The sequence below is a fragment of the Bordetella genomosp. 12 genome, assembly GCF_002261355.1.
Taxonomy (GTDB): Bacteria; Pseudomonadota; Gammaproteobacteria; order Burkholderiales; family Burkholderiaceae_B; genus Bordetella.
Genome location: NZ_NEVU01000003.1, coordinates 1,212,754 through 1,225,398, shown reverse-complemented (window position 1 = coordinate 1,225,398; position 12,645 = coordinate 1,212,754). Strand labels below are relative to the sequence as shown.

General features: G+C 66.8%; 11 protein-coding genes. 5 read left to right on the top strand and 6 right to left on the bottom strand.

Going from position 1 to position 12,645, the window contains the following annotated elements; genetic code table 11:
• The first annotated feature begins 112 nt into the window (after positions 1–112).
• Both CAL22_RS17760 and CAL22_RS17755 read left to right on the top strand, forming a co-directional pair.
• Complete coding sequence (locus CAL22_RS17760; protein WP_094815548.1) at positions 113–1,636, top strand: carboxylesterase/lipase family protein; 1,524 nt, start codon at positions 113–115, stop codon at positions 1,634–1,636.
• Positions 1,637–1,769: 133 nt separating this feature from the next.
• Positions 1,770–2,732 carry a Bug family tripartite tricarboxylate transporter substrate binding protein gene (locus tag CAL22_RS17755; protein ID WP_094815546.1) on the top strand — a complete coding sequence of 321 codons (963 nt, stop codon included), beginning with the start codon at positions 1,770–1,772 and terminating at the stop codon, positions 2,730–2,732.
• Here CAL22_RS17755 and CAL22_RS17750 read toward each other — a convergent pair whose 3' ends face one another.
• Genes CAL22_RS17750 through CAL22_RS17725 form a run of 6 tightly spaced genes read right to left on the bottom strand, consistent with a single transcriptional unit; the run spans position 2,733 to position 9,765 of the window.
• Positions 2,733–4,226, bottom strand: coding sequence for a class I adenylate-forming enzyme family protein (locus CAL22_RS17750; RefSeq protein WP_094815544.1), 1,494 nt, complete (start codon positions 4,224–4,226; stop codon positions 2,733–2,735).
• 2 nt (positions 4,227–4,228) lie between these two features.
• Complete coding sequence (locus CAL22_RS17745) at positions 4,229–5,596, bottom strand: MmgE/PrpD family protein (protein ID WP_094815542.1); 1,368 nt, start codon at positions 5,594–5,596, stop codon at positions 4,229–4,231.
• A gap of 24 nt (positions 5,597–5,620) precedes the next feature.
• Positions 5,621–6,805 (bottom strand): acyl-CoA dehydrogenase family protein, encoded by a 1,185-nt coding sequence (locus CAL22_RS17740; protein ID WP_094815540.1) that lies wholly within the window; start codon positions 6,803–6,805, stop codon positions 5,621–5,623.
• 17 nt (positions 6,806–6,822) lie between these two features.
• Positions 6,823–7,758: a hydroxymethylglutaryl-CoA lyase gene (locus tag CAL22_RS17735; protein WP_094815538.1), complete on the bottom strand. Its 936-nt coding sequence runs from the start codon at positions 7,756–7,758 to the stop codon at positions 6,823–6,825.
• Positions 7,759–7,768: 10 nt separating this feature from the next.
• Positions 7,769–8,581 (bottom strand): enoyl-CoA hydratase/isomerase family protein, encoded by an 813-nt coding sequence (locus CAL22_RS17730; protein ID WP_094815536.1) that lies wholly within the window; start codon positions 8,579–8,581, stop codon positions 7,769–7,771.
• Positions 8,578–9,765: a CaiB/BaiF CoA transferase family protein gene (locus CAL22_RS17725; RefSeq protein WP_244193932.1), complete on the bottom strand. Its 1,188-nt coding sequence runs from the start codon at positions 9,763–9,765 to the stop codon at positions 8,578–8,580. The genes CAL22_RS17730 and CAL22_RS17725 overlap by 4 nt, the downstream gene beginning before the upstream one ends.
• Positions 9,766–9,898: 133 nt before the next feature.
• Between CAL22_RS17725 and CAL22_RS17720 the strand changes: the two genes are divergently transcribed.
• The 3 genes from CAL22_RS17720 (at position 9,899) to CAL22_RS17710 (ending at position 12,640) form a co-directional block, all read left to right on the top strand.
• Entirely contained in the window at positions 9,899–10,693 is a 795-nt protein-coding gene (locus CAL22_RS17720; RefSeq protein WP_094815534.1) for a GntR family transcriptional regulator, read from the top strand.
• A 60-nt stretch (positions 10,694–10,753) separates the two neighbouring features.
• Positions 10,754–11,716 carry a Bug family tripartite tricarboxylate transporter substrate binding protein gene (locus tag CAL22_RS17715; RefSeq protein WP_094815532.1) on the top strand — a complete coding sequence of 321 codons (963 nt, stop codon included), beginning with the start codon at positions 10,754–10,756 and terminating at the stop codon, positions 11,714–11,716.
• A 75-nt stretch (positions 11,717–11,791) separates the two neighbouring features.
• Positions 11,792–12,640, top strand: a complete 849-nt coding sequence (locus CAL22_RS17710; protein ID WP_094815530.1) for a fumarylacetoacetate hydrolase family protein — start codon at positions 11,792–11,794, stop codon at positions 12,638–12,640.
• The last annotated feature ends 5 nt before the right edge of the window (positions 12,641–12,645 follow it).

The following is a 12,645-nucleotide window of genomic DNA, read 5'->3' as shown; positions in this document are numbered from 1 at the left end:
GTTGCTGCGAAGCGGGGCGTCCACCGGCGGGTCTGCATTCATAATGCAATCAATTCTCAATATTGTTTTGAGGGCGCGGCCGCTTGCGGGCGCGGCATATCGTGGAGGATGGATGACGGATTTCGTAATGGCGGCGTCGCCGCAAGGCCTGTTGCGCGGGCAGCGCCAAAGCGGCGTGAGCGCCTTTCTTGGTATTCCTTACGCTGAGCCGCCAGTAGGCGCGCTGCGCCTGCGCTCGCCGCGGCCTTGCCGGCCCTGGAGCGGTGCGCGGGATGCCTTGCGGCCCGGGCCGGCGAGTTTGCAGACGCCGCTGGGCAATCAGAGCTGGCTCAACGAACCGCCGGCCGCCCAGTCGGAGGATTGCCTGTTCCTCAATGTATGGACACCCTCGACCTCGGGCCGCCACCCGGTTCTGTTGTGGGTGCATGGCGGCGCTACCCGCAATGGCAGTGGCGCGGCCAGCGCCATCGATGGCGCGGCGCTGGCCGCGCATGGCGTGGTGGTGGTGACGATCAACTATCGGCTGGGCGCGCTGGGCGGGCTGGCGCATCCCTTGCTCGCCGATCCTGACACCGGCTTGTGCGCCAACTGGGGGCTGCAGGACAAGCTCGCCGCCTTGCGCTGGGTGCGCGACAGTATCGCGGCCTTCGGGGGCGATCCGGCCCGGGTCACGCTGGCTGGGCAGTCGTCGGGGGCAGCCAATGTCGCCCTCATCGCCCAGCATGGGCTGGAGGCCGGGCTGTATCGCGGCATCATCACGCAGAGCCCGCCCTTGTTTCGCCCTCCCATGTTCGCGGAGATGGAGGCCGCCAGCGCCTATACCGAAGCGCTGTGCGCGTCGTTGGGCGTGGACGTCGCGGGCCTGCGCCAGATCGATGGCGCCGTGCTGCAACAGCAGGAGCAGGCGTTTGCGGTTTCGGCGGCTTTCAAGCGGCCGGCTACGGCGCCGGTGCGTGACGGCCAATTGATACGGCAGTGGCCATACGATGCCCCGGCCGCCCGGGTGCCGCTGCTGGCGGGGTGGACGGCCACCGAGGCGGACTTCTGGTTTGATCTGACCGACGGCCAGGGGCAGCGCCTGTCTCCCATGCAGGCGCCGGCCACGCTGGCCGAACTGCAGCCGCGTGCGGCCGCCCTGATCGCGGCCCACTATGCTTTCGCCCAGGCGCCCGACGTGCGCGAGGTCATCGACCTCTACGCCCAGGGACACGACACGGCGCCGGCCATCTGGCGAGCGCTCTATACCGACTTGGTCTTCCGGGCGCCGATGCTGCATATGCTGGCGCGCCATGCGCGCGCCGGGATGCCGGCCTGGGCCTACGAGTTCGGGTTTCCGGTCGCTGGCAGCGCCGACAGCTCACCGCATGCGGCGGATGTTCCTTTCGTGTTCGGCAATACCGGCCAGGCGCACGTGAGCCAGAAAATAGGCCGGCCCGCCGAGGCCTTGGCCGCGTCGCAGGCCATGATGGGGCATTGGCGCGACTTCATCGTCGAGCAATCGCCAGGCTGGTCCGGGTTTGATCCCGCCCGCCCTGCGGTGATGCGTTTTGGCCTGGGCACCGAACACGTCGTCCCGGTGCACGCGGCCTCGGCGGCGGGCTTGTGGCCCGGATACTTCTCGGCGGCGCAGGCGTGACAGGCCGGTAGAGGACCTCGCTGACGATTTTGATTGGCCCGAGATCAATGTACGTACATAATGAATATCAGCAAGATGTTCTATGTACGGATGTAGCCAAAGAGCTGCGCCGGGCCATCAAAGGAGAATGAGGATGCGCAATTGGATTGCGGGTGTTCTGCTGGGCGCCGCGGGCGTGGTCGCGGCGGCGCAGGCGGCCTACCCCGAGCGGGGGGTCAAGATCATCGTGCCGTATCCGGCCGGGCAGACCACGGATGTGATTGCCCGCGCCGTCGGGCAGGAACTCAGCGAGGCCCTGGGCCAGTCCTTCTTCGTGGATAACCGGGGAGGCGCCGGCGGCATCATCGGGATGGAGGCCGCCAAGCGCTCGGAGGCCGATGGCTACACGCTGCTGATGACGGCAAGCGGCCCCGTGGCGATCAATCCGGGGCTCTATAGCAAACTGCCCTACAACGTCGAGAAAGACTACGAACCCGTCGCGCTGGTGGCCATGGTGCCGCTGTTTCTGGTGGTGCGCGCCGACTTCCCCGCCAACAATGTGCGCGAGCTGGTCGACTACGTAAAGCAGCGTCCCGGGCAGTTGAATTATGGTTCGGGCGGCAGCGGGCTGACCAATCATCTGGCGATGGAAATGTTCAAGAGCCAGGCCGGGCTGAACCTCACGCATGTGCCCTATCGGGGAGCCGCCGCCGCGCTGACCGGGCTGATCAGTGGCGATGTCGCCGTGATGTTCGAGGCCGGGCCGGCCATCATGCCGCACGTGCAGGCCGGCACCTTGAAGGTGCTGGCCGTCGGCGGCAAGGAGCCGGCGCGCGCCTTTCCCAAGGCCGCGCCGGTGTCCGCGTCAGGGGTGCCGGGCTACGAGGCGCAGGCCTGGATCGTGCTGCTGGCGCCGGCGGGCACCCCCCGGCCGGTCGTCGACAAGCTCAATGCGGCGACGCGCAAGGCCCTGGGCCGCGCAGATCTGCAGGCCAAGCTCGCGGGTCTGGGCGCCGAGACGGTATCGGCCAGCCCCGAGCAGACGCGCGAGTTCATCGCGCGCGAAATATCGGTCTGGGGGCAGGCCGTCAAAACGTCCAATGCCCGGGTGGATTGATCAGCGCGCCTGGACGCTCGGGTAGGGGCCGTCGATCAGTGTGTGGGTCGATAGCACCAGGTCGCGCACCGCGCGGCGGCTGATCTTGCCTTGCGGATTGCGCGGCAGCGCGGCGACCGCGATATGGGCGCGCGGGTGCTTGTAGCGGGCCAGTTCCGCTACGCGCCGTTGCGCGGCCTCCTGCCAGGCCGGGTCCGCGTGTTCGGCCACGGCGATGATGACCTCGCCCCAATAATCGGAGGGCAGCGCCACCACGCAGATATCGCCGCAGTCCGGCATGCCGGCCAGCGCGGCCTCGATTTCGTCGGGGTAGATCTTGTAGCCGCCGCTTTTGATGACGTCTGCCATCCGGCCCAGAAGCCAGAGCCGGCCTTGTTCGTCGATGCGGCCCAGATCGCCGGTGCGATGCCAGCCATCGGCGGGCGGGGCGTGGAAACCCTCCTGGTCGATGTGGCCGATATACATGTGCCGCGAGCGCAGTTCGATTTCACCCTGGTCGTTGATGCGCAACTGCACGCCGGGCGCGGGCCATCCCAGGCAGGCGCCCTCGGCCGGCGCGGCATCAAAGCAGGCTTGCGTGGCTTGGGGATCCAGCACGGTGATGGGGTTGACGTTCTCGCTCTTGCCGTAGGTGATGCGTACGGTCGGGCCGAACATGGCGCGGGCCTTGGCATACAGGCCGGGCGTGAGGGTCTGCGTGCCGGTGAAGACACACCGTACGCTGGAAAACTGCTCACCCTCGAATGAAGCGGCCAGTTTGGCCAGCACCGTCGGCGGGGCGAAGATCGCGTCCAGCGCGCCGCTGCGCAATTCGCGGCCGGCGGCCTCCCGTTCCACCCCATTGAGCAGCACCGCGGTGCCGCCGTGATCCAGCCAGGCGCGTGCCTGCATGGAGGCGCCGTGCACGTAAGGCGTCATCAACAGCACCCGCGAACCTGGCCCGGGTGTGAAAGGCAGCACGGCGCGCAGCATCACGGCGGCCAGCCAGCGGCGGCCCTGGTCGTAGAGCAGGGCTTTGGGTTTGCCCGTGGTGCCGGACGAGAAGATCACGCGGCCGGGGTCGGTGGCATTGACGGCGGGCAGCACGGGCGGCGAATCCAGGGGCACGATGTCTTCGCAGAGCACGAGGGCTGCGCCGAGATCGGCCAAGGTCGGCGCCAGGGCGCGGTCGGTGATGATATGGCGCATAGGGGTGAGCTGCTGAGCCCACATGATCTCTTCACGGGTGTAGGCGGCGTTCAGGTGCACCAGGCAGGCGCCGCTGATCGTCACGCCATAATCGGCCCACACCGCCGCGCAGCCGTTGGGCAGATAAATGCCCACATAGTCCCCGGCGCCCACGCCTTGGGCCTGCAAGGCGCAGGCCAGCGCATGCGCCCGGCGGTTGAGGGCCGCGAAGCTCAGTTGCGTGTGGCCGTCATCGACGGCGACCGCTTGCCCGAAGCGCTGGTCCAGGGTGTGCAGTTCCTGCGACCAGGGGATGGTATCGGTCATGCTCAACTCCGAAAGAGGGTGCGCACATCATCGACCTGCGCCAGGCTGGCGAGGCGGTCGTACAAGGCGCCTCCGGCGGGCATACCCTCGGGCGCAGGGGAACGGCGCCAGCGGGTCACGCAATCGTCGAACTTGGCCCGCAACTCGGTTTCCGACAAGGGCAGATGCGCGTGACCGCGGGGGTAGCGGATTTCTCCGGAACGCAGCACGCGACCGTCGCGCAAGGTGATGGCCACCGTGTCATAACGGGAAAACGCGCTGTCCTCGGGGTCGGCCTCCTCGATCAGATCGATATCCACGATGTCGTAGAGGGCGCGCACGCCGGGTTCATTGACAACGCCGTCATCGAGTTCGCTCAGGCCGACCTTGCCGCGCGACAACGCGGCGGCCACCGCGAACTGGGCGCTGAACTTGGCTTCCAGCGCGGTGATGGGCGCGGCATTGCGCAGCATGGAGGCCTGGGGGCGGCCGATACCGATGGCCACGCGTGTGACCTGGTCCGGGTCCAGCGTGTGGTCGCGCGCGAGATCGATCACCGCGTCGATGACGCGGTGGCCCGAGTAGCAGACGGGGTATTTCTTGATCGACAGGCCGGTAGCCAGGATGCGGGGTTCGCCCGGCTGGTAGGGGCGCTCGCGATCGACCCGGCCCTGCGGCGATAGCGCGGCCAGAAAGCCCGCATGATGTTCCAGCGCATCGGCTGCGGCGGTCAGCCCGAGCCGGGTCAGGCTGATGGCCTCGAAGGCGAGCGCCGCCGCGCGCCCTGCATGCAGGGGTTTGGTCATGGTGCCGAAGTTGGCGACCAGGCCGCTGGCCAGGCTGGCGCTGATGGCCAGCGCCCGCGCGGCGTCTGCGGCGTTGAACCCCTGCAAATAGGCCAGCGCCGCCGTCGCGGCGACCGTGCCGAATACGGCGGTCGGATGCCAGCCTTTGATGTGATACGGGTCGGCTTCGCGCGCGGTCAGCTCGGCCCACACTTCGTAGCCCACGATATAGGCGCGCAGGCAGTCCCGGCCCGATGCGCCCTGGACATGCGCCTGCGCCAGGATGGCCGGGGTGAGCACGGTGCTGGGATGGCCCGACAGCGCCACGTCGTCATAGTCCAGCGCGTGGCCGGCCACGCCGTTGACGAAAGCGGCCATCGCCGGGGGCAGGGCGGCCGCGTCGAACCAGAGGGGGACGTCGCCCGCGCCGCCCATATTGCGCGCGTGCGCGAGCGCCACGCGGGTGACGTCCTCGTCTCGCGCGGCCAAGGCCACGGCAATAGTGTCCGTCATGCCTTGCCGGGCAATGGCCTCGGCCCGCGCCGGGTGCGCGCCAAAGCCAGGGTTGGCGATATAGGCGCCCAGCGCCTGGGTCAGTCCTGTCATGATGGTCTCCGTGGCGGGGGCGGCTCAGAACGAGCGCGGCATGCCCAGCATGTGCTGGCCGATGTAAGAGAGGATGAGGTTGGTCGAGATGGGCGCAATCTGCAGCAGCCGGGTTTCGCGCCATTTGCGCTCGACGTCGTACTCCCGCGCAAAGCCAAAGCCGCCATGTGTCTGCAGGCAGGCTTCGGCGGCGTGCCACGAGGCTTCGGAAGCCAGCATCTTGCCCATATTGGCCTCGTCGCCGCAGGGCTGGCCGGCCTGAAACAGCGTGGCCGCCTTGCGCAGCATCAGGTCGGCGGCGAGGGTCTCGGCGTGTGCGCGCGCGATCGGAAACTGGATGCCCTGGTTCTGGCCGATGGGCCGGTCAAAGACGCGCCGCTCGCTGGCATAGGCCACCGCGGTGCGGATGAACCAGCGCGCATCGCCGATGGCCTCCGACGCGACCAGGATGCGCTCGGCGTTCATTCCATCCAGGATGTAGCGAAAGCCCTTGCCCTCCTGGCCGATCAGGCTGTCGGCGGGAATGCGCAGGTTGTCGAAGAAGACCTCCGTCGTGTTGTGATTGACCATGGCCTTCAGGGGCCGGATTTCCATGCCCTGGCCCAGGGCGGCGCGGATGTCCACCAGGAAGACCGACAGGCCGTCGCTTTTCTTCTGCACGGCGTCGTAAGGCGTGGTGCGGGCCAGCAGCAGCATCAGATCGGATTGCAGCGCCCGTGAGGTCCAGACTTTCTGGCCGTTGATGACGTAGCTGTCGCCTTCGCGCACGGCGCGGGTCTTTAAACGCGTGGTGTCCGTGCCGCTGGTGGGTTCGGTGACGCCGAAGGCCTGCAGGCGCAGTTCGCCGCGCGCGATGGCGGGCAGATAGCGGGCTTTTTGTTCCGCGCTGCCGTGGCGCAGCACGGTACCCATGGTGTACATCTGCGCATGGCAGGCGCCGGCGTTGCAGCCGGCGGCATGTATTTCCTCCAGGATGACAGCGGCCGCGCGCAGCGGCATGCCGCTGCCTTCATATTCTTCCGGTATCAGCGCGGCCAGAAAGCCGGACGCCGTGAGCGCCGCGACGAATTCGTCGGGGTAGCGCTCATCCTGCTCCAGGGCGCGCCAGTATTCGCCGGGAAACTGTTCGCAGATGCGGCGCACACTGTCGCGGATGTCCGGGAAGTCTTCGCCTACGGGCATGGAAAGCGGGGTGGAGTAAGTGTCCATGGTGTCTCGAATCCGGGTCAGGCGGCCAGCGCTGCGCGCGCCGCAACAAAGCCGCGCGGCAGGCCCGCGCGGGCCAGGCCGCCATACAGCGTCACGTCGGGCAGGGCAGCCTGCAGCAATGGCCGCAAGGCCAGCAGGGCATCGAGGTCGATGCCGGTGTCGACCCCCATGGACTCCAGCATGTAGGCGGCGTCTTCCATGACGATGTTGCCGGTGGCGCCCGGCGCGAACGGGCAGCCGCCCAATCCGCCCAGCGAGGCGTCGAAGGCGCGCACGCCACAGTCCAGCGCCGCCAGAAGATTGGCCAGGCCCGTGCCGCGCGTGTCATGGAAATGCGCCGCGACGGGCAGATCGCCGACTTCGGCCAGCACGGCCTTGAACACGCGTCGCACCAGCGCCGGATTGGCGTACCCGACGGTGTCGGGCACGATCAGCTCGTCGGCGCCCGCCTCGACCAGCGCCACGGCGTAACGGACGACGTCGTCAACCGGGACGTCGCCTTCGTAAGAGCAGCCCAGCGCGGTGGCCAGCCCGCCGCACAGAATGGGGCGCGAGGCTTGCTCGCGCACCAACTGCGCCATGGTGCGGAAATCGGCCAGCGAGTCTTCGCGGCTGCGGCGCACGTTTTTCATGTTGTGGGTCTCGCTGACCGACATCACGAAATTGATCTTATGCACACCCAGCTCCAGGCCGCGTTGCGCGCCGCGCGTATTGGGCACCAGCGCGGCCACCATCAGGTCGGGGATCTGCAAGGCGCCTAGCGTGACTTCGGCGGCATCGACGAACTGGGGCAATAGCTTGGGCGGCACATACGAGGTGACTTCGATCTCCGCCACGCCGGCAGCGGCTTCCTGGCGGATCCAGGCCAGTTTGTCTGCCGTCGGAACGAAGGTGGCGATGCTCTGCAGACCGTCGCGCAGGCCCACTTCGCGCAGGGTGACCTCTCTTGTCATGCTGTTCTCCTCACCGGCCCTTGAAGACCGGCTTGCGTTTTTCATTGAAAGCCAGCACGCCTTCGCGCCGGTCCTCCGTATCGATCAAATGGTTGTAGGCTTCGATCTCAAACCGGAATGCGGTGCGCAGCTCCATCTGCCCGCCATAACGCACGGATTTCTTGATCTGGCGCACCGATAGGGGCGCATTGCCGGCGATGATGTCTGCCGTGGCCAGGGCAGCAGGCAGCACCTCGGCCGGCTCGTAAAGCGCATTGGCCAGCCCCCAGCGCTCGGCTTGCGCGGCGTCGAAGGGGCGGCCGGTCATGAGGATTTCCTTGGCGCGACGGTCGCCGACGGCGCGCGGCAGGTTCTGCGTGCCGCCCGCGCCGGGCATGATGCCCAGAGTGACTTCGGTCAGGGCGAAGCGGGCCTGCGTGCTGGCATAGACAAAGTCGCAGGAAAGCGCCATCTCCAGTCCGCCGGCATAGGCGTGGCCGTTGACGGCGGCGATGACCGGCAGCGGCAGGTCAACCAGGGTCCAGTACATGCGCTCGAACAACTCATGCTGCCGCTGCCAGGCTTCGCGGCTCATGCCATTGCGCTCCTTGAGGTCGCCGCCGGCGCAGAAAATGCGTTCGCCCGCGCCGGTGAGCACGACGCAGCGCACCGCGCCGGCGTCCTCGGTCAGCCGGTTCCAGAGATCGAGCAGATCCCGGCCCATTTGGGTATTGATGGCATTGCCGTTAGGCGCGCGGTTGAGCGTTACCACCAGTGTGTGTTCGCCGTGCAGGCGGGTGCTGACGGTGTCGTAGGCGGGAAGTGCGGGGGACTGCGCTGTCATAGACCGGTCTCCTGGGCGGCGGGGGACGGCCCCAGCAGCGCCTCGGTGTGTTCGCCCAGCGTGGGCGGGCGGGAATGGGGCCGTGGCCGCTGGCCATCGAAACTCAGCGGCAGGCCGATGAAGTCCATGCCAGTGCCCGGCACGCGCTGCACCAGGCCCAGGGCCTGGGTTTGCGGGTGCGTGAGCATCTGGTTCATGTCGTTGACGGGTGAGCAGGGCAGACCGGCGGCTTCCAGGCGTTCGAGCCAGTAGTCCGTGGGGTGCCGAGCGAAGATGGCGTCCAGCGCCGCGTACAAGCCTACCTGATTCGCCACGCGGCGGGGGTTGTCGGCGTAGCGGGGATCCGCCAGCCATTCGGGATGACCCACGGCCAGGGCCAGGCTGCGGAACAGGCCGTTGTTGCCGGCGGCCACGACGATTTCGCCGTCCGCGGTGGCGTAGCCTTTGTAGGGCACGATGCTGGCCGTGCCCGAGCCGTAGCGCGCCGGCGCCTCGCCCGAGGCCAGCACTTGCGCGGCGATCAGCGACACCCAGGTGGTCGCGGTCTCGAACAAGGACACGTCCACGATGCGGCCCAGGCCGCTGGTCTGGCGCTGCAGCAGCGCGGCCAGTACACCGATCACCGCCCACATGCCGGTGCCCATGTCGACGATGGAAGCGCCCACGCGCACCGAGGGCCGGCCGGCCTCGCCCGTGGTGCTCATGATGCCGCCGAACGCCTGCATCAGCGGGTCGTAGCCCGGATGCTGGCTCAGCGGGCCCGCGCCGCCAAAGGCGCCCATGTTGCAATACACCAGCGCGGGCTTGCGCGCCAGCAGCGCGGCGCCGCCCAGCCCCAGCGCATCCACCTGGCCGGGGCGCAGGTTCTGAAGCACGACGTCGGCCCGTTCGGTGATGAACTGCCGCAGGGTTTCGGTCTGCGCGGGGTCGCGCAGATCGCAGACCACGGATTGCTTGTTGCGGTTGAGCGCTTGAAACAACGTGGCCGCGCCCTCCTGGAAGGGCGGCCCCCAGGCGCGGGCGGAGTCGCCGTCGGCTTTTTCGATCTTGATGACCTGCGCGCCCAGTTCACCGAAAATCTGCCCGGCGAAGGGCGCGGCCACGCTGTGCCCCAGCTCGACCACCACCATGCCTTCAAAGGGGCGGGCGGGCGAGTCCGGGGAGGTGTCGCTCGTAGGTTGCATGAAATGTCTCCGTCCTATGCGCACTCTGGCGGGCGCTAAAACGCTTTATTCAATGTACGTACATTCATCACTTTACATTGAGTTTTAATGTACGTACATTGCTTTCTAAATTTTTTGGAACGAAGGTGGACACATGTCCAGGAACGACGGCAAGCCGCTGGGCAAGCCCACGCGGGCCACGCCCAGAAGCAAGACCCAGCCGCGCTATGCGTGGCTGCATCAAAGCCTGCTCGACGGCATCGTGTCGGGGAAATACCCCGTGGGCTCCTTGTTGCCGACCGAGGCGCAACTGAGCGCGACCTTCGGCGTGAGCCGCCATACAGTTCGCGAGGCCACCCGGCGGTTGGTGGACACCGGCATGATCGTGCGCTATCCCAGCATCGGCACGGTGGTGATGTCGGCCCAGCCCGGCGTGACTCAGCCCAGCTATGTGGCCGGCCTGGGCACCATGAAAGACATCCTGGCCTATACGGACCAGACCCGCCTGGAGGTGTTTGGCGAGACGGTTGCCGTGGCCGATGACGCCATGGCCGAATCGCTGCGCTGCGAGCCGGGCTCCAAATGGCTGGTGCTGCACACCAACCGCTGCCTGATCGAGAACGGCCGCGTGATTTCCTATACGCGCGTCTATCTGCGCCCCGAATTCGAGAAGATCAAAGAAAAGCTGCACGGCAATCATCCCAGCATCTACAAGCTGCTGCAGGATGACTATGGTCAGGACATCCACCGGATCCGCCAGCAGATCGAGGCCACGCTGATGCCCGAGAACGCCCTGTTTCAGCTCGGCCTGGACAGCGGCAGCCCCGCCTTGCGGATGCTGCGCGCTTATTTCGACCCGCAAGACCGGTTGTTGACGGTTTCTGAAAACTTCTATGTAGCCGACCGCTTCAAGTTACAGACCGAATGGGAACGTGGAGAGGAGCCATGAGCAGCATCCCTCTCGGCTGATTTGTGGCGTGCTCGGAAAAAACGATGGAGGAGACAATCCATGAAACGAGCACTCGCAGCACTGTTATGCATGGGCGCGGTCCTGAGCGCGCCCGCCCAGGCCGATTACCCGGACCGGGGCGTGAAGATCATCGTGCCTTTCCCGGCCGGACAGACGACGGACGTGTTGGCGCGCACCATCGGCCAGCAATTGACGGAATCCATGGGGCAGGCGTTTTTCGTGGACAACCGCGGCGGAGCCGGCGGCATCATCGGTATGGAGGGCGCCAAACGCTCCGAGGCCGATGGCTATACGCTATTGATGGCCTCCAGCGGCCCGCTGGCGATCAACCCCGGGCTATACAAGAAGTTGCCCTATGACACGCAGAAAGATTTCACCGCCGTGTCCATGGTGGTCGTGGTGCCGCAGTTCCTGGTCACACGGGCGGATTTTCCCGCCAACAATCTCAAGGAACTGATCGACTACGTCAAAAAACATCCCGGCCAGCTCAATTACGGCTCGGGCGGCACGGGGCTGACCAACCACCTGACGATGGAAATGTTCAAGCATCAGGCCGGCTTGAACATCACGCATGTGCCCTATCGCGGCGCCGCGGCGGCGCTGACCGGGCTGATGAGCGGCGACGTGGCGATGATGTTCGAGTCGGGGCCGGCCATCATGCCGCACGTGCAAAAGGGCGCGCTCAAGGTGTTTGCCGTGGGCAGCCGAAACGGGTCCAAGGCGTTGCCGGACATCCCCACCATGGACCGTGCCGGCGTGCCGGGCTTTGACGCTCAGACCTGGGCCGCGCTGCTGGTGCCCAAGGGCACACCCGCGCCTATGGTCGCCAAGCTCAACCAGGCCATGCAGGTCGCGTTGCAGAAGCCGGCCATACAACAGCAACTGGGCGCGCTGGGCGCCGAGGTCATGCTCAGCACGCCCGAGCAGACCAACCAATACATCTCGGCCGAAATCGTCCGTTGGGGAGATACCATCAAGAACGCCAACGTCCAGCTGGAATAAGGGCGCCAGGCCGGCAAGTCACGGCGCGGCATGTCCCGCGCCTTTTATCATCCAAGCAGCAATGAGGAAGCAAGTATGAAACTGGTGAGATTCGGCCCGGCGGGCCAGGAAAAGCCCGGCCTGATCGATGCGCAGGGCGTATTGCGGGATCTGTCGGGGGTGGTGCCCGATATCGGCGCGCAGCAACTGAGCCCGCAGGCGCTGGCGGCGTTGGCCGGACATGATCCGGCCCGCTTGCCCGCGGTCGAGGGCGAGCCGCGCATGGGGTGCCCGGTAGCCCAGGTCGGCAAGTTCATCGCGATCGGCCTGAACTACTTCGACCATGCGGCCGAGGTGGGCGCGCCCATCCCCAAAGAGCCCATTATTTTCATGAAGGCCACCTCGTGCATCCAGGGGCCGGACGATCCTGTCATGTTGCCGCAGGCCTCGCAGAAAAGCGATTGGGAGGTGGAGCTGGGCATCGTCATCGGCCAGCGCGCGCGCTATGTCGAAGAGGACGCGGCGCTTGACTATGTGGCGGGCTATTGCGTGGTCAATGATGTCAGCGAGCGCGAGTTCCAGATGGACCGGGGCGGCACCTGGGACAAGGGCAAAGGCTGCGATACTTTCGGCCCGATCGGTCCGTGGCTGGTCACGACCGATGAGGTGCCCGATCCGCAGGCGCTGGACTTGTGGCTGGATCTCAATGGCCAGCGTATGCAAAGCGGCAACACCCGCACCATGATTTTCAGCGTCAAGACCATCGTGAGTTATGTCAGCCGCTTCATGACGCTGCTTCCCGGCGATGTGGTGATCACCGGCACACCGCCGGGCGTGGGCCTGGGCATGAAGCCGCCGGTGTTTCTGCGCGAGGGCGATGTCATGACCCTGGGCGTGCAGGGCCTGGGCAGCCAGCGCCAGCGCGTCGTGGGCTTTACGCGCTAGCGCCC